Annotated in this window: 22 protein-coding genes; 12 read left to right on the forward strand and 10 right to left on the reverse strand. The window is 60.8% G+C overall.

The annotated features are described in order from the left end of the window. The first annotated feature begins 59 nt into the window (after positions 1–59). Together K3166_RS12630 and K3166_RS12635 are read left to right on the forward strand one after the other, a co-directional pair. Entirely contained in the window at positions 60–1,868 is a 1,809-nt protein-coding gene (locus tag K3166_RS12630) for an AMP-dependent synthetase/ligase (protein WP_221424115.1), read from the forward strand. Positions 1,869–1,870: 2 nt separating this feature from the next. Further along, entirely contained in the window at positions 1,871–2,260 is a 390-nt protein-coding gene (locus K3166_RS12635) for a cupin domain-containing protein (protein WP_247714651.1), read from the forward strand. Here K3166_RS12635 and K3166_RS12640 read toward each other — a convergent pair. From K3166_RS12640 to K3166_RS12655, 4 genes are all read right to left on the reverse strand, one after another. Next, complete coding sequence (locus K3166_RS12640) at positions 2,257–2,784, reverse strand: hypothetical protein (protein WP_221422550.1); 528 nt, start codon at positions 2,782–2,784, stop codon at positions 2,257–2,259. The two genes, K3166_RS12635 and K3166_RS12640, sit on opposite strands and share 4 nt — an antisense overlap. Positions 2,785–2,856: 72 nt before the next feature. Continuing rightward, positions 2,857–3,153 (reverse strand): GNAT family N-acetyltransferase, encoded by a 297-nt coding sequence (locus K3166_RS12645; protein ID WP_221422551.1) that lies wholly within the window; start codon positions 3,151–3,153, stop codon positions 2,857–2,859. 18 nt (positions 3,154–3,171) lie between these two features. Next, positions 3,172–4,143 carry a sulfur carrier protein ThiS gene (gene thiS, locus K3166_RS12650; RefSeq protein ID WP_221422552.1) on the reverse strand — a complete coding sequence of 324 codons (972 nt, stop codon included), beginning with the start codon at positions 4,141–4,143 and terminating at the stop codon, positions 3,172–3,174. A gap of 10 nt (positions 4,144–4,153) precedes the next feature. Continuing rightward, complete coding sequence (locus tag K3166_RS12655; protein ID WP_221422553.1) at positions 4,154–4,558, reverse strand: MerC domain-containing protein; 405 nt, start codon at positions 4,556–4,558, stop codon at positions 4,154–4,156. A 141-nt stretch (positions 4,559–4,699) separates the two neighbouring features. Between K3166_RS12655 and K3166_RS12660 the strand changes: the two genes are divergently transcribed. From K3166_RS12660 to rpsI, 6 genes are all read left to right on the forward strand, one after another. Next, a complete protein-coding gene (locus tag K3166_RS12660) occupies positions 4,700–5,725 on the forward strand; it encodes a COX15/CtaA family protein (protein ID WP_221422554.1) in 1,026 nt (341 codons plus the stop codon). Next, a complete protein-coding gene (gene cutA / locus K3166_RS12665; protein WP_221422555.1) occupies positions 5,722–6,045 on the forward strand; it encodes a divalent-cation tolerance protein CutA in 324 nt (107 codons plus the stop codon). Before K3166_RS12660 ends, cutA begins: the two co-directional genes overlap by 4 nt. Further along, positions 6,038–6,280 carry a hypothetical protein gene (locus K3166_RS12670; RefSeq protein WP_221422556.1) on the forward strand — a complete coding sequence of 81 codons (243 nt, stop codon included), beginning with the start codon at positions 6,038–6,040 and terminating at the stop codon, positions 6,278–6,280. Before cutA ends, K3166_RS12670 begins: the two co-directional genes overlap by 8 nt. Positions 6,281–6,388: 108 nt before the next feature. After that, on the forward strand, positions 6,389–6,769 hold the full coding sequence (locus K3166_RS12675; RefSeq protein WP_221422557.1) for a hypothetical protein: 381 nt from the start codon (positions 6,389–6,391) through the stop codon (positions 6,767–6,769). Between the two features lie 159 nt (positions 6,770–6,928). Continuing rightward, entirely contained in the window at positions 6,929–7,408 is a 480-nt protein-coding gene (gene rplM / locus K3166_RS12680; protein ID WP_221422558.1) for a 50S ribosomal protein L13, read from the forward strand. After that, the gene (gene rpsI, locus K3166_RS12685; protein ID WP_221422559.1) at positions 7,408–7,932 is read left to right on the forward strand and encodes a 30S ribosomal protein S9; all 525 of its coding nucleotides are present in this window, start codon (positions 7,408–7,410) and stop codon (positions 7,930–7,932) included. Before rplM ends, rpsI begins: the two co-directional genes overlap by 1 nt. 90 nt (positions 7,933–8,022) lie before the next feature. On the opposite strand, the gene K3166_RS12690 is transcribed toward rpsI, so the two are convergent. The 3 genes from K3166_RS12690 to K3166_RS12700 form a co-directional block, all read right to left on the reverse strand. Further along, on the reverse strand, positions 8,023–8,220 hold the full coding sequence (locus K3166_RS12690) for a hypothetical protein (protein WP_221422560.1): 198 nt from the start codon (positions 8,218–8,220) through the stop codon (positions 8,023–8,025). A 74-nt stretch (positions 8,221–8,294) separates the two neighbouring features. Next, a complete protein-coding gene (locus K3166_RS12695; RefSeq protein ID WP_221422561.1) occupies positions 8,295–9,155 on the reverse strand; it encodes a metallophosphoesterase family protein in 861 nt (286 codons plus the stop codon). Between the two features lie 62 nt (positions 9,156–9,217). Next, positions 9,218–9,487, reverse strand: coding sequence for a hypothetical protein (locus K3166_RS12700; RefSeq protein ID WP_247714652.1), 270 nt, complete (start codon positions 9,485–9,487; stop codon positions 9,218–9,220). Positions 9,488–9,684: 197 nt separating this feature from the next. On the opposite strand from K3166_RS12700, the gene K3166_RS12705 reads away from it, so the two are divergent. Further along, positions 9,685–9,990: a UrcA family protein gene (locus K3166_RS12705; protein ID WP_221422562.1), complete on the forward strand. Its 306-nt coding sequence runs from the start codon at positions 9,685–9,687 to the stop codon at positions 9,988–9,990. A 112-nt stretch (positions 9,991–10,102) separates the two neighbouring features. Here the strand turns inward: K3166_RS12705 and K3166_RS12710 are convergent, their stop codons facing one another. The 3 genes from K3166_RS12710 to K3166_RS12720 form a co-directional block, all read right to left on the reverse strand. Next, the gene (locus tag K3166_RS12710; protein WP_221422563.1) at positions 10,103–10,840 is read right to left on the reverse strand and encodes a LytR/AlgR family response regulator transcription factor; all 738 of its coding nucleotides are present in this window, start codon (positions 10,838–10,840) and stop codon (positions 10,103–10,105) included. Continuing rightward, the gene (locus K3166_RS12715; protein ID WP_345719134.1) at positions 10,833–12,068 is read right to left on the reverse strand and encodes a sensor histidine kinase; all 1,236 of its coding nucleotides are present in this window, start codon (positions 12,066–12,068) and stop codon (positions 10,833–10,835) included. The genes K3166_RS12710 and K3166_RS12715 overlap by 8 nt, the downstream gene beginning before the upstream one ends. A gap of 81 nt (positions 12,069–12,149) precedes the next feature. Next, the gene (locus tag K3166_RS12720; protein ID WP_247714653.1) at positions 12,150–13,676 is read right to left on the reverse strand and encodes a fumarate hydratase; all 1,527 of its coding nucleotides are present in this window, start codon (positions 13,674–13,676) and stop codon (positions 12,150–12,152) included. 150 nt (positions 13,677–13,826) lie between these two features. On the opposite strand from K3166_RS12720, the gene K3166_RS12725 reads away from it, so the two are divergent. From K3166_RS12725 to K3166_RS12735, 3 genes are read left to right on the forward strand one after another with little or no spacing between them, the layout of a single operon-like run. After that, a complete protein-coding gene (locus K3166_RS12725) occupies positions 13,827–14,426 on the forward strand; it encodes a protein-L-isoaspartate O-methyltransferase family protein (protein WP_247714654.1) in 600 nt (199 codons plus the stop codon). A 54-nt stretch (positions 14,427–14,480) separates the two neighbouring features. Beyond that, positions 14,481–15,899, forward strand: coding sequence for a TolC family outer membrane protein (locus K3166_RS12730; protein WP_247714655.1), 1,419 nt, complete (start codon positions 14,481–14,483; stop codon positions 15,897–15,899). 56 nt (positions 15,900–15,955) lie between these two features. After that, a complete protein-coding gene (locus K3166_RS12735) occupies positions 15,956–16,465 on the forward strand; it encodes a DUF2497 domain-containing protein (protein ID WP_221422565.1) in 510 nt (169 codons plus the stop codon). Positions 16,466–16,475 lie beyond the last annotated feature (10 nt).

The raw sequence follows: 16,475 nt of genomic DNA on the forward strand, positions 1-16,475 counted from the left end.
GGAGAAGCCTAAGCCCGCCCCTATCGTTGCATCAGACATCGAAGTATTACGCGAGGAGCCTGCCTGTGCTGTCGGATATCGATTCCGCGAACAATCTGGTCGAACTTTTTCTGAAACGCGCAGATGCCAAGGCGGACGAGCCGTTCCTCGGCTGGAAAGCCGACGGTAGCTGGCACACGATGACATGGGGCGAAGCAGCCAATCGTGTCTGCCTCCTCGCCGAAGCCTTGCGCGGTTTGGGCCTGAATGACGGCGACCGCGTCTGCCTCGTCTCCGAAAATCGCCCCGAATGGTGCATTGCCGATCTGGCGGTCATGGCCGCGGGCTGCGTGACGGTGCCAGCCTATGTCACCAACACCGAACGCGATCATATCCATATCCTCGACAATTCGGGATCGCGCGCGGTCATCGTGTCGACGGAAAAGCTGCTCAAGCCCCTGCACGGGGCCTTGCAGGCGTCGGGTGTGGCCGAACACGTTATCGGCATCGAAGACCTGCACCGCCAGCAATCGGGCAGCTTTACCTATCACGACTGGAACTCGATGATCGAGGGCGATGCAGTCGCCGCCCGCCAGGCAGTTGAACAGCGGATCGCCAAGATCGGGCGCGGCGATACCGCCTGCATCATTTACACCAGCGGCACTGGCGGAGCGCCGCGGGGCGTGTTGCAGCATCACGGTGCGATCCTGTGCAATTCGGCCGGTGCTGCAGAGATCCTGATCGAGGATTTCGGGCTGGGCAATGAAGAGCGGTTCCTGTCGTTCCTGCCGCTTTCACACGCATACGAACATACGGGCGGCCAATTCCTGCCCATCAGCGTGGGCGCGCAGATCTTCTATTCCGAAGGGCTGGAAAAGCTGGCCAGCAATATCGAAGAAACCCGGCCGACCATCATGGTCGTGGTCCCGCGCCTCTTCGAAGTGCTGCGTGCACGGATCATGAAGCAGGTGCAGAAGCAGGGTGGCCTGGCCGAAAAGCTGATGAATACCGCACTCGAGGTTGGCGCGCGCCGGGCGGAGGGCAAGCGCCAGTTCGGCGATGGCCTGAAGGACGCGATGGTGTCGCGCCTGCTCAAGCCCAAGATCCGCCAACGCTTTGGCGGGAGGATGAAAGCAATGGTGTCCGGAGGCGCGCCGCTCAATCCGGAAGTCGGCATATTCTTCGATTCCATGGGCCTCACCATGCTGCAGGGTTACGGCCAGACGGAGGCCGGTCCCGTCATTGCTTGCAACAGGCCGAAGGCGGGCATCGCCATGCACTCGGTCGGCCCCGCCATGCGCGGCGTCGAAGTAAAGATAGCCGAAGACGGTGAAATCCTGTGCCGCGGCGAACTGGTCATGCACGGCTATTGGCAGAACGAGGCAGAGACGACGCGCACCATCAAGGATGGCTGGCTGCATACGGGCGACATCGGCCATCTGGACGACAAGGACCGGATTGTGATCACTGATCGCAAGAAGGACATGATCGTGAACGATAAGGGCGACAACGTCGCTCCGCAGAAAATCGAAGGCATGCTGACTCTCCAGCCGGAGATCGGTCAGGCGATGGTTGCTGGCGACAAGCGCCCCTACATCGTCGGTCTGCTGGTCCCTGACGCGGAGTGGGCCGTCGAATGGTCACGCGCCAATGGCAAGCAATTCGACCTGAAGTCGTTGCAGGATGATCCGGAATTCCGCTCGGCGGTCCGCAAGGCGGTCGACCGGGTGAACAAGGACCTGTCTGTTATCGAGAAGGTCCGCCAGTTTACCTTCGCAGATGAGGCCTTCAGCATCGAGAACGAGGAAATGACCCCCTCGATGAAAATCCGCCGCCACAAGATCAAGGAACGCTACGGCGACAAGCTGGACGGGCTGTACCGGAGCTGATCATGCGAAAATTACTGATGATTGCAGCGCCCGCGATTGCGGCGGCGCTACTGGCGGGTTGCGCGACACCTTCGCTACCGGATCGGTCGCTTCCGTCAGCACTCGAAGCCGGCTGGAAGGGCGAGCGTGTCTGCAGCCTTCAGCATCTTGCGAAAACGCACCGCGTGTTGCGCTGCACCTTCCCACCGGGCGTGGGCCATGAACGGCATTTCCATCCCAAGCATTACGGGTATGCGCTGAGCGGCGGGACCGTGCAGCTAACAAGCGCTGAAGGGACCCGAACGGCCACATTGGAAACCGGTTCGGATTATTCGAGTGACGGCACCGAATGGCACGAAGTCGTAAATGTCGGTGCAACGACCGTCACTTATCTCATCGTGGAAGAACTCTAGGCCGCTACTTCCTCGATAAATTCCGGATAGAAGCTCGGCGCGCGCTCGCTCCAGCCGGGTGCGGTTGCGGCGGCTTCACTCAGGCTTTGCAGCAGCATCTTGCGGCGGTCCGGGCGGATTTGCGGCAGGGCGGCGGCGGCGCAGAAGGCGCTCGGCAACCAGGGCCGGGCATCTGCGCCCAACAGGCGCTCATACAGGAACCGGAATGCAGAGAAGCTGTCGATCCGCTCTTGAGCGAGGTCGAAAGCGGCGACGCGGGTGAGCTTGCCGATGAAACCTTCGATCTGGTCGAAGCCCGAATCGCCCGGGATCGAACCGCGCAGTGCCTTCAATTCCTGGTAGGTGACGTACTGGCTGCGAATCGCGGCATTTTCGCCCGCGTTGCGGCCCCAGATACGAAACGCATCGCAGCGTCCCAGCCCGATATCGAGGCTGCGGCGGATATAGCGCTGCTCGGCGGCAGTGAAGCTGGCAAATTCGCGCATTTCAGCGATGGTCATCGCGGCACTATTGGTAATGGCCATGATCGGCACTCCCCGGTTTCAAGGGAGAGTGTCCGCGAATATGGTTAACGTTCGGTAAGCGGACGCCGCCCTTCAGAGTTCGACGACATCCAGCCATTCTTCGTGGCGCTGCGCCTGCGCCTTGAAGAAAGGACACAGGGGAATGATCTTCTCGCCCTTGCTGCGCGCGTCGGCGACCACATATTCCGCCAGCTTCACCCCGACACCCTGGCCGCGCATACTGTCCGGAACGCCGGTGTGGTCGACGATGATGCGCTGGGGGCTAACGCGTGAGAATGTAATCTCTGCCTGCTCGCCATTCACGCCGCGCGGCGTGAAATACCGTCCCTTGCTGCCGGTTTCCTCGAACTGGATGCTTAGGTCGGACATGCAGCCTCCTGATGTTTACTAGATCAATCCTGCCAGCGGACTGCTGGGATCGGCGTATTTACGCGTAGCCATGCGACCTGAAAGATATGCATCGCGGCCCGCCTCTACGGCCAGCTTCATCGCCCGGGCCATGCGGATGGGATCCTTTGCCTCGGCGATCGCAGTATTCATGAGGACACCGTCGCAGCCCAGCTCCATCGCGACGGCGGCATCGCTCGCCGTTCCGACGCCTGCATCCACCAGCACAGGCACATTCGCGCCTTCTTTGATGAGCCGGATCGTGACGCGGTTCTGGATGCCGAGGCCTGAGCCAATCGGCGCGCCGAGCGGCATGACGGCCACTGCGCCAGCATCTTCCAATTGCTTTGCCGCAATGGGATCATCGACGCAGTAAACCATGGGGAGAAAGCCTTCCTTGGCCAGCGTTTCCGTGGCGGTCAGCGTTTCGCGCATGTTGGGATAGAGCGTGCGCGCTTCGCCCAGCACCTCCAGCTTGACCAAGTCCCAGCCGCCAGCTTCGCGAGCGAGGCGCAAAGTGCGGATCGCATCTTCGCCGGTGAAGCACCCTGCGGTGTTGGGGAGATACGTGACTTTTTTCGGGTCGATATAGTCCGTCAGCATCGGCGCTTTTGGGTCGCTGACATTTACGCGGCGCACGGCGACGGTGACGATCTCTGCTCCTGAAGCCTCCAGCGCAGCGGCGTTTTGCTCGAAATCCTTGTATTTGCCGGTCCCGACAATCAGGCGGCTCTTGAATGTCCGTCCGGCAACGGTCCAGCTGTCGTCATCCTGCCCTCCGCCGACAAAATGCACAATTTCCAGCACGTCGCCTTCGGCAATCGCGTGGCTGGCCAATTCGCTGCGCGGCGCAATCGTGCCGTTGTGCTCGACCGCCACTTTCGCAGGGTCGAGATCAAGCTCGCGCACGAGTTCAGCGATGGTGGGGGCGGAGGTACGGCGGGTTTCGCCATTCACGGTGAGCGCAATCATGCGCCCCGACTTAGTCCCCGCAGCGTTCCTTGCAAGCCGCAGAGTGGCAATGGCGCATATTCAGGATGTGACCGAGCGAAACCAGCGCCACGCCGATAATGGTCAGAACCGCTTCCTTGTACCCGTGCGGCACGGCCAGGGCGCCGCCCATGAAGGTCAGGCCGGTCATGGCGATCACAAAGGGTGCGGCCATCCGGTGACGCAACGCGCCCCAGCCAATCGCAACCGCTGCTACCAATGTGGCGACAGCTAACCCGTAACGGTGGATTTCGGGAGCAAGGAAGAATTCGCCGCCAATGCCAAGTCCCGACACGAGTACGATCGAAAGCAGGCAGTGAATCGCGCACAGACCGGAAATGCCGATACCGACGCGGTCTAGGCGTCGGCGAATCGGAGAGATGGCGCGTTGCAACATTACATGGGAGATATGTGATAGTATCACGTGTTACAAGGCCAAGTTGCTACGCGCCACTCACTTTTACCAGTTGCAGTGGCTAATACGCCGATTGCACGATTCGCACTTGCCTTGAGCGCTCCGGACGTCAAACAGGCGGACATGGTTTCCAAGGTCGCCAATGCCCGCCCGATCGCGCTTGCGAACTGGCTTTTCTTCGTCGCTGCGATGGTTATCGTCATGGTCGCGGTCGGGGGTATTACCCGCCTCACCGAAAGCGGCCTGTCGATCACCAGGTGGCAGCCGATTACCGGCGCGATACCGCCCTTGTCGCAGGCTGCGTGGCAGGCGGAGTTCGATCTCTACAAGGCAACTGGCGAATATATTAACGTGACCGGCCCGGCCGGAATGGACCTTGCCGCGTTCAAGTTCATCTATTTCTGGGAGTGGTTCCACCGCCTTTGGGGCCGCCTGATCGGTCTCGCCTTCGCCTTGCCGCTGGCATGGTACTGGGTACGCGGTGCCATTCCGCACGGATACAAGGCCCGGCTGGTGGGCCTGCTGTGTCTTGGCGGGCTTCAGGGCGTGTTCGGCTGGTTCATGGTTCGCAGCGGCCTAAACGAGACCATGACCGACGTGAGCCACTTCATGCTCTCGCTGCACTTCCTGACGGCGATGCTGACACTCGGCGCGCTGGTCTGGGTCGCGCTGGACCTGCGGCGCCTGGCGGCAGGCCACGAAAGAAAAGCGCTGTGGACCGCGACTGCCAGCTGGGTCTGCGCCATCCTCTTCATCCAGCTCTTGCTCGGTGCGTGGGTGGCGGGGCTCAATGCCGGTCTCGCCAGCGACAGCTGGCCCTTGATGCAGGGGCGGCTGGTGCCTGAATTCGACGGCTCTCGCGGACTGTTTTACGCAGTGAGCCACGATCCCTTCCTGGTGCACTGGTCGCACCGTTGGTGGGCCTGGGTCGCCGTCGCTGCACTCATTGTAATGGCGCGGAAATTGAAACCACTCGAGCGGCGCGCCTCGGTTGCCATCCACGCCACATTCGGCACCCAGATACTTCTCGGCATTGCAACCGTCATGACCGGCGTTGCGCTGTGGGTCGCCGTTGCTCACCAAATTGTCGGCGCCCTTCTGGTTGCCGTGTTTGCTTGGGGTGCGCATGTGCTGGGCCGCCGGCAGTGACAGCTTTGATCTATTGCCCGTTCCCCGATGCCGAGGCCGCAGGCTCCGCCGGCCAGGCCCTGCTTGAAGAGAAATTGATTGGCTGCATCAACATTGGCGGTGCCATTCATTCGATGTTTTGCTGGAATGGCGCGGCCGGATCGGGCGATGAAGTCCCTGCCCTCCTGAAAACAGACGCCTCGCTGCTGGAGCAGGCGATTGCACGCCTGGAAGATTTGCATCCCTACGAAGCGCCCGCAATCCTTGGCTGGCCATGTGTTGGCGGAGCAGCGACAAACCGATGGCTGGGCGAGCTTGGAAAGGGCGCACAGAATGGCTGACAGCGGCCGGCGAAGCGTGATTCAGGCATTCGGGGCACTCGCCGCGATGCCGCTGCTTTCATTTTCGACCGCGGCCTCAGCAGCAGTGCGGCCCATCCGTTTTCCAACCGGGCTGGTCGATCTGACACGTGTGCTCGAACGCGATCTTGCCGATGGTGCCACCATTCGGGTCGTGCGCCGCTGGGAGTGCGAATTCGGATCTTTCGGTGCCGGCGCTAGAGTGAATGCCCGTTAGATTGCCAGCAAGGTCGAGGCACCCGCTGCACTTGCCGCATTCGCGCGACTAGAAGAGCAACGCGAAGTCACCGGCCTGTTCCCGGTCGAGCTCGACAGGTATGGCATCATGGTAGGTTGGACAGACGGGCAGCCTGACAGCATTAAGGGCGCGATCGACCGCGCAATCGGTGCGATTGAAGCTGCGGTCCCGCCGGCTGAAGAGTTGAGCAGTGCACGCGAATTCCTGAGCAGCCTAGGCGCTGCTGCCGCTTCGGTGGTCAGTCAGGTGCCCCGCGACCTGTTCTTCCCCGAGCCGGGCGAGCGTGCGGAAACCCGTCCGATGACACTGCCCGGCGGTGTCCCGGCCAGTTACGAAGTCGCAATCGAAAGCGCTGCGAGCCCGGTTTCAGGCCTGCTCGAACACACCGAAAGGCGCGTGGTCACTCACATTGGCGAAAGCAGGCGAACAACGCTGGAGCGCTGGGAAATCGGCGCAAGGGGCAGTTGACCTACTATTTTACCTCCGCTGAATGCCGCGGAATTGCTTGACGAAACGAGCATTGCACGTCAATTGGCGCGCGCTCAGCGGGTTTGGCCATCCAGATTCGCTACGGTAATTTCGTGTCGCTCCGCGGCGCGTTGAACTCAAGAAAACGGACACATAGCCATGAAGGCTCTCACAAAGATCACCCGGTCGATCAAGCCGGCAGAGGTCGAAAAGGAATGGCACATCATCGACGCCGACGGTCTCGTTGTAGGCCGCCTCGCTGCGATCATCGCCAACATCCTGCGCGGCAAGCACAAGCCGACCTACACTCCGCACGTCGATTGCGGCGATCATGTCATTGTCATCAATGCCGACAAGGTGAAGTTCACCGGCAAGAAGATGACCGACAAGATCTATTACAAGCACACCGGTCACCCGGGCGGCATCAAGGAAACGACGCCGGCCAAGGTACTGGAAGGTCGCTTCCCCGAGCGCGTGCTCGAAAAGGCTGTGCAGCGCATGATCCCGCGCGGACCCCTGGGCCGTGACCAGATGCGTGCACTCCACCTCTACAACGGCACCGAGCATCCGCATGACGGCCAGAAGCCCTCGACGCTCGACGTTGCCTCGATGAACCGCAAGAACAAGGCTGTCGCGTAATGGCTGACGAAACCAAGACTGAAACCGTTTCGGATCTCGCAGATCTGAAGGACATCGCCGGTGACGCACCTGAGGGTGATTCTGCCGAAATCGCTGCCAAGGCCGACGTTCCCCTGCGTGAGCAGGAACTCGACAGCCAGGGCCGCGCTTATGCGACCGGTCGCCGCAAGGATGCCAAGGCACGCGTTTGGCTTAAGCCAGGCACCGGCAAGATCATCGTGAACGGCCGCGAACAGGAGGTGTATTTCGCACGTCCTACGCTGCGTCTCGTGCTCGATCAGCCGTTCGCCATCACCGAGCGTCAGGGCCAGTACGACATCGTTGCTACCGTAAAGGGTGGCGGTCTTTCGGGTCAGGCCGGTGCGGTCAAGCACGGCATCAGCCAGGCTCTCGCCAAGTACGAGCCGGCGCTGCGTTCGACGGTCAAGGCGGCTGGCTTCCTCACCCGCGACAGCCGCGTGGTCGAGCGTAAGAAGTACGGCCGCGCCAAGGCACGTCGTAGCTTCCAGTTCAGTAAGCGTTGATTTTGGGGCGTTAATTCGCTTCCATTCGATCTTCACGATCACCGAGAAGGGGCGGTTCCGCATGGAGCCGCCCTTTTTCTTTGCGCAGCCTCAGCGCTGCAGCATCATGATGCCCCATGCCAGCCCGGTCCCGGCAAAGAAGAGCGGCCAGCTCCACCAGAATTCATACTGATAGATTTCAGCACGGAAGATCGACAGGAATCCGCCGCGCGAACCCTGCGATCCTACGATCAATGCGACCACGAAGGTGAGAATGCTGCCAAGCGGCACCGCCTTGAAAAATTCCATTGCGACTTTCCCTTTTGTCGGCCGCCAATCTGCCCGATTGAGGTTAAAAAGCGCTTACGCAGAATCTCTCAGGATCAATGAACCGGCGGATCGACCCGTGGGACTTGCCGCACGGGCGCCACAGGTTCGCCAGGATGGCGGGGCGGCTTGGCATTTTCGGGCACATCGTCAATCTGCATGTCGCACGTCTCGACATCGTCCAGATTGCGTACCGTCACTGCCAGCCTTTCTCCATCCCATTCGATCTCGTTGAAACTGGGCGGCGTTGACCGGGTGCGCTTGGAAAGCGTGCCCGCCCCGATCATCCGGACCGGGCCTTCCGGTGTATTTTCGAGAATGTCGAAAGCGTCGTGCACGTGGCCGGACAGGACAGCGGCAACCGGGCGTTTCGCGAGTTCACGCAGCGCCCGTTCGCCGTTTTTCGTCAGTGCGGTGCCTTGGGTGCCCACTTCGCGTAATGGGTGGTGCACAGCCACGAGAGCCTTCGTGCCTTGCGGAAGAGCATCGATTGCGCGGAGACATTTTTCCAGCGCAGCGCCGGTGACCCAGCCCTTCGACCAATTGAGCCGGGGCTGGGCGCGAACCGCAGTTTTGAGGGGAACGACCGCCAGGCTACCAAGATCCAATTCGCGCTCCACCTTTTCCCGCATTCCGCGAAACCGGCGATACGGAGCAAAGAAGCGCTCGATCGGGTTGAAATACGGCATGTCATGATTGCCGACTTCAACCGTCACCGGCGCATCGAGCGAATTGATCCATGCCGTCGCCGCAGCAAATTCGCGGTGCCGGGCCCGCATGGTGAGATCGCCGGTAATCGCTACCGCATCGGGTTTCTTCTTGGAAATTTCCTGATCCACCCAGTCCAGCGCCCGATTGTTTTCGAGGCCGAAATGGATGTCGGAAAGATGAAATATGCGCCGCGCGTCATTGGTCATTGCGTGTCGCTAGCAGATGGACCTTGCTTGCAGCCACCACGAATATCACCATCGGTGCCCGATTATATCCTGCCGGTAAGCACCAACCATCCGGTGCCGAAATTCAGCACACTGTAAATGGCATAAGCGGTAACCGCCCCCGGCCAGCCATTTCCGGCAAGCAGCATCGCGACAAGCAGCACGGCGAACTCGAAGCCAAGCGAGATGCGCCCCCGGCCGCTGCGGTAAAAAGACGGCAGGGCATCAAGCATGGGGTGGCCACTTTCCAGAACAGCCTTGTGAACCGCGAAATTCGCAACACCAAGCACGAAGAGGATCAATAACAACATCATTGGAAAAGATAGGGTTGCCGTTCGCAGATTGCCAATCGCGTTTCGTCGGCCATTTCACGCACATCGTCCAAACGAACTTCGCGCCGGTCGATCAGCGGTGGCGACTACAGTTGTAAATAGGCAATACAGTTCGTGCGGCGGGCCCACTACTCCAGTCCCCCTAGACACTCGGGTCCGCCGCAAATTGGAGAAATGCCATGAAGACCCCCCTACTCATCCTCGCCGCGGTCGGCCTCGCAATTCCTTCTGCCGCAATCGCCAAGACAACTGAAACAAGCTCGGTCACGGTAAACTACCGCGACCTCAATCTCGCGACCGCCGAAGGTCAGGACGTGCTCGCAGACCGCATCGAAATCGCTGCACGCCAGGTGTGCGGATACAACCGCCAGCTCACCGGTTCGCGGATGCGCGATCGTGACGCCGAGCGCTGCGTTTCCGAAACCACCAAGAACATGAATGCCCAGTTCGCTGCTGTCATAGAACAGAGCGCAAAAGGCGGCTGATACCCCAGTCCGCTTTACCTCCTGGATCCCGGCCGGAATGCAGTCCCCCGGTCGGGGTCCTCCTTTTCCAGCATCCTGAATTTTAACTTGCGGCGCTTTATCCGGCCCGAGTTTACCGGCCAGCCATCGCCTTTACCTTGGGCAGGTAAGTGCGGCCGATCCGCAGTGCCTCGCCATCATCCATTTCCACCGACCATACGCCAAGACCGTCGTGCCTTAGGCCCTTGATGTGTTCCTTCTTGAGGATCGTGGAGCGGTGAATGCGGATGAACTTTGCCGGATCGAGCCGCTGTTCGAGACCGGCGATAGTCTGCAAGAGCAGGTATGAACGGTCACCGACATGCAGGCGCACATAATCGCGTTCGGCATCGATACGGCTGACTTCATCGGTTTCGATACGGATCAGTTCGCTGCGATGCGGAATCCATAGCTCTTCGAGCCATTTGCTCTGGCTGCGTTCATTGTCCGAGCGACGCGACAGGGCGCGCTGGATCGCACGTTCTAGGCGCTCAGGCTTGACGGGCTTCAGGACGTAATCAACCGCGTCGAGGTCAAAGGCTTCGACGGCATAATTATCGTGGGCCGTGACAAACACGACCGCCGGGCGCTCATCGTGACTTGCCAGCTCACGCGCGACCGATAGGCCATCGACTTCGGGCATGGTCATGTCGAGCAGTATCAGATCAGGTGCCAGCGCCTCGATCAGACGCAGCGCCTGCGCGCCGTCGCTGGCAGTTCCCACCACGTTAAGGTCATCGATCTTGGAGCAGATCACCTGCATCCGTTCCACCGCCAACGGTTCGTCATCGACGATCAGGGTGCGCAGTGTGTTGCCGTTTTCCTCAGCCATGCTTCACCATCGGTAACCTGAGTTCGGTTTCATAACCATCGATCGATGTCCCGGAGCTGATTGATGCCTCGCGGCCGAACCTTGCCTCGATCCGGTCGCGCACATTGGCAAGGCCTATGCCAAAGCCGCCCTTGTGCCCGGCAGGTACGCCCGGCCCATTATCGCTGACGCGGAGTACCAGGCGTCCATATTCCTCGCGCGCAACGATACTGATCGTCACGGGCTTGTTGCTGGCAGAGACACCGTACTTCACCGAGTTTTCGACCAGGGGCTGGAGGATCATTCCGGGAACCTTGAGATTTGCAAGTTCACGCGGGAGATCGACGCTCACCTTGAGCCGGTCCGGAAAACGCACCGACTCGATTTCGAGATAGTGTTCCTGCAGATCGATCTCGTCCTCGAGGCTGACATCACCGGTCGAATCGTCAGCCAGCGAGTGCCGGTAAAAGCGCGAGAGCGACTGGATCATCTGTTCGGCCCGGTCGTCCTTGCCCGTCATCACCAGAGCGCTGAGCGAATTGAGCGTGTTGAACAGGAAGTGCGGATTGACCTGATACCGCAGGCTGCGCAGTTCCGCGGCCTTCGCGGCGCTACGGAAGCGCTCGCCGCGCCTTTCGGCAGCCTTGGCCCTGACGCCGGCCAATAGTGCAAGATAGAGCGCTGCCCAGGCCAGCAGGAGGAAGTAGCGGTCGAGACCCATCTCGACGAGCTGCAGCAGCCGATCAGTATCGCGGTCGTCCGGCAACACGACCTGCGCGGTGCTGGCTGCTGGCGTCGGGGTGCCCAGCGGCGCGGTCATTTGCGGCTCTACCGGTGAGGGGCCTTCAATGATGAGATTGCCATTATCATCCCGCCGCAGCGAAATGCCCCGTTCTTCGGCAATCTTGGCCTCGTAACGTTCCTGGATCGAGGCAAAGACCCATTGCTGGGACTGAGCAATGAGCAATGCCGCTGGAAGCGCGAAAACGAGCGCGCCGCAGATCTGTGCAGTAAGCGACCGCTTGTCGAACAGGCGCAAGATCAGCCAGAGCACGAATGTCACTGCCATCGCCGCAACCGTAACTGCGACACGCCGCCAGACCAGGTCGAATTCGAAGTCGAGACCGATGAGCCAGCCACGAGCGGTGATCAGAAGAAAATACGCGCACCACAGGCCCACGATTGACGCGATCACGGTCCTGAGAGGGACGTGGAAGGTTTCCGAATTCATCTGGCGTTCAGTGTTCAAAGCACGCTTTATGTGCCCGTTCGGCCCCGTTCTGGAAAGCCCAGCGGTCGAACGGGCCATGCCGTTTGTCGAAGATCGAAGTTATTCGGCTGGTTCCAGGTCGTTTTCCGCGATCCGGCGACGCCATTCGGCCGGGGCGAGCGTGTGGACGTTATTGCCCTCGCTATCCACGGCAACGGTCACAGGCATGTCCTGCACTTCGAATTCGTAGATCGCCTCCATGCCGAGATCCTCGAACGCCACCACTTCGGCGCCTTTGATCGCGCGGCTGACGAGGTAGGCCGCTCCGCCGGTCGCCATCAGATAGGCAACCTTGAAGCGGCTGATGACTTCGACAGCGTCGTGACCACGCTCCGCCTTGCCGATCATCACCAAAAGCCCAAGGTCGAGCATCATTTCGGTAAAGCGGTCCATGCGGGTCGCCGTGGTCGGGCCTGCCGGGCCCACAACCTCGCCCAGCACCGGATCGACTGGCCCGACATAATAAATCGCACGGTTCCTGAACTCGACGGGAAGTTCCTCACCCCGGTCCAGCATGTCCTGAATGCGCTTGTGCGCGGCATCGCGCCCGGTGAGCATCTTGCCTGACAGCAGGATGCGGTCGCCGTGCTTCCAGCTCGCAACTTCTTCCTTGGTGAGCGCATCGAGATTGACCCTGCGCGCAGCCGAATCGGGTTTCCACGTGACCTGCGGATATTCGTCCAGGTTGGGCGGATCGAGATAGGCAGGGCCAGAGCCATCAAGCGTGAAATGCGCATGGCGGGTGGCGGCGCAGTTGGGGATCATGCCCACCGGCTTGCCCGCAGCATGACACGGGGCGTCCATGATCTTTACGTCGAGCACGGTGGAGAGGCCGCCCAGGCCCTGCGCGCCGATGCCTTGAGCGTTCACGGCATCGAAGATGTCGATCCTCAGCTGCTCGATATCGGTCTGCGCGCCGCGCTGTTTCAGCTGGCCCATGTCGATCGGGTCCATCAGCGATAGCTTGGCGAGCTTCATGCAATGTTCGGCCGTACCGCCGATCCCGATGCCGAGCATTCCCGGAGGGCACCAGCCGGCCCCCATCGACGGGAGCTGCTCGACAACCCAGTCGACGATATTGTCCGACGGATTCATCATCTTGAACTTGGATTTGTTCTCGCTGCCACCGCCTTTGGCCGCAACATCGATTTCGACTGTGTCGCCCAGAACCATTTCGACCGACAGCACGCTGGGAGTATTGTCCCGCGTATTGCGGCGCGTGAACGCCGGGTCGGCGAGAATTGATGCGCGCAGCTTGTTGTCGGCGTGATTGTAAGCCTGACGGACGCCCTCATCGACGACCTCCTGCAGCGAACGCTTGCTGTCGAGGCGGCATTTCATGCCCCACTTCACGAATACGTTGACGATGCCCGTATCCTGGCAAATCGGCCGATGGCCTTCGGCACACATCCGGCTGTTGGTCAGGATTTGCGCGATTGCATCCTTTGCCGCCGGACCCTTCTCGGCTTCATAGGCTTCGCCGAGGGCGCGGATATAGTCCATCGGGTGATAGTAGGAGATATACTGGAGCGCATCGGCCACGCTCTCGATCAGGTCTTCTTCCTTGATGGTCGTCATGTCGCTCATCGCCGCGCGTTCCCATGTTGCAGATTTGCGCTCCCCGATAGGCGTGATTGAGGCCATCGGTCAAAGCGCTTGGCCGCAACAGGTCTTGCGCCTAAGGCAACGGGAGCTTGCATAAGCGTGTTATAACTGTAATACAGCTCGCGGATAGCCATGACAACCAACACACAATCTCGCCCCGAATTCTCTGTCGCCCGCAAGGCGATGATCGATTGCCAATTGCGCCCCAGCGGCGTGAACGAGCCATTCGTCATCGAACGCATGGGTGTCGTCCCGCGTGAGGAGTTCGTTCCCGAAAGCGCCAGGGGCACAGCTTACATGGACCGTGCGATTCGTCTCGGCGATGGCGGGTTCCTTCCCGCGCCGCTGTTTCACGGCGCCATGCTGGGCGAAGCTCGCCCGGTAACCGGTGACCGCGTACTGATCATCGATGCAGGTAGCGGGTATTTGCCCGCACTGGTCGAACCGCTGGTCGGCTCGCTCGATGTGATCAGCCCGGTCGAGGCGGCAAACGCCAAGAAGAAGGGCGATTATACTCTCGTCCTCGTCGACGGCGCTATCGAACATGTACCCGCGAACCTTGCCAAGCAGGTTGCAGAAGATGGCCGCATCGTGACCGGCCTGGTCGATCGCGGCGTCACCCGCCTCGCCACCGGACGCAAATCCGGCAAGGCGCTGGCACTTCTGCCGCTCGCTGAAATGGGCATCCCGCGCCTCGGCGCATTTGATAAACCGGCAAGCTGGAGTTTCTGAATGGCATTGGGAGGGGTTCGCGCAGGACTGGCACTTTCGGCGAGCATCGCCGCAATGGCTTTTCCCCAGGGTGCGGCGCATGCCGACACGCTGCAGGAAGCGTTGACCGACGCCTATCTCACCAATCCTACGCTTGAAGCTGCGCGGGCCAATTTGCGCGCGACCGACGAAGGCGTGCCCATCCAGCGAGCGCAGGGCCTGCCGTCGGTAACGGCGACCGGCAATTACATCGAGTTCCTCAAGACCTCGCCAAACAGTTTCACGGCACCAGAGCGCCGATTGCAGATTGGTCCTGATCTGAACGTCCCGATTTACTCGGGAGGCGCGGTCAAGAACGGGATTCGCGCTGCCAAAGAAAGAGTGCAGGCCGGCAGAGCCGATTTGCGCGCAACAGAAAGCGCGATCTTCAGCCGAGTCGTGGCCGCGTACATGGACGTGCTGCGCGGTCAGGCGCTCGTGGGTCTATCGGCCAATCAGGTCGATGTCCTTACGGTCAATCTTCAGGCGACCAGTGACAGGTTCGAAATTGGCGATCTGACCCGCACCGACGTTGCACAATCTCAATCGCGCCTCGCCGTGGCCCAGAGCGACCTGCAAACTTCGCAGGCGACGCTGATCCAGGCGCGCGAAAACTATATCGCTCTCGTGGGCGACGCGCCGACCAATTTGCAGCCCCCACCCCCCCTGCCCGGCCTTCCCGACGATTCGCTGACAGCCGTCGAGCAAGCGCTGGAGTATAATCCCGATCTGATTGCCGCGCGCGAACGTGCGAAGGCGGCGGGATACGACAGCGAAGTGGCCGGTGCCGGCCGCTTGCCGACACTCTCGCTCTTTGCGGGCAGCGATTACACCGACTATTTCGGCACGCTTGCTGGCGGCGCTGGCGGCGTTTCTCAGTCGGAGACGACTGCAAATGCGGGCGTCCAGTTGAGCATTCCGATTTTTCAGGGCGGCCTTCCGGCAGCTCGTCAGCGCCAGGCGCAAGCCCGCGAGAGCGCTGCGCTGGAGACCGTGATTGCGACCGAGCGTGACGTCATCTCGCAAGTACGGGCATCGTGGTCGAGCTGGCAAGCCAGTCTCGCCATTATCGAAAGCTCGCAGGCTGCAGTGGCCGCCGCCGAACTCAGCCTCGAGGGCGTACGGGCAGAAAATTCGATCGGTAATCGCACCATCCTCGACGTCCTGAATGCCGAGCAGGAACTCCTGCAAAGCCGGGTCCAGCTCGTGACAGCTCGCCGCAATGCCTATGTGGCCGGCTTCAGCCTGCTGGCAGCAATGGGCCGCGCCGAAGCGCGCGATCTTGGTTTGGCGGACGAAGGCGTGCTGTACGATCCGGTCGCCAATTACGACCGTGTGCGCGGCAATATCTGGGACTGGGACCGTGACCCCGATCCCGCAACAAAGTCGCCGCGGACCGTCGATGTGCCTGCCGCAACAGCAGAAATTCCGGAAACTGCTGACACTGGCGGCTAGGCTGGGTAATACTCAAAGTCCCGATTCGGGATATGTGTAAGTCAGCAGGGACTATCATGGGACAGCAAGGCGAACCTTCGGTCGAAGAAATCCTCGACTCGATCAAGAAAGTCATCGCGCGCGACAGCGAAGAGCGTAGCGAAATGATCGCCGACCGCCGCAAGCGCAGCGGCCTTGTCGCAAGCACTGCAGAACCTGCCGATGCCGAAGAAGCGGAAGAAGTTCTCGAGCTGGGCAATGAACTGGGCGAAGAACTGATCGTCGGCAGCGATGATACCAGCCGCCCTGCCAATCACGACGAGCAGGTCTCTGATGACGAAGACGAGCATGCGCTGACCAAGGGCCACACCCACCAGGCCATGCGCGACAACTTCGCCGCTCTTGCCATGCTTTCGCAGCCGGGCAAGCAGCCGCAGATCGTGCGCCAGGGCGAAACTTCACTCGAAGGTCTCGTGCGCGAAATGCTGCGCCCGATGCTGGCGGAATGGCTTGATCAGAACCTGCCGGAAATGGTCGAGGAACTGGTCAAGGCAGAGATTGCGCGCATCGCCGGGAAGAAGGGCTAAAGCCCTCTAC

Origin of the sequence: Qipengyuania psychrotolerans (genome assembly GCF_019711355.1) — a bacterium.
GTDB lineage: Bacteria > Pseudomonadota > Alphaproteobacteria > Sphingomonadales > Sphingomonadaceae > Qipengyuania > Qipengyuania psychrotolerans.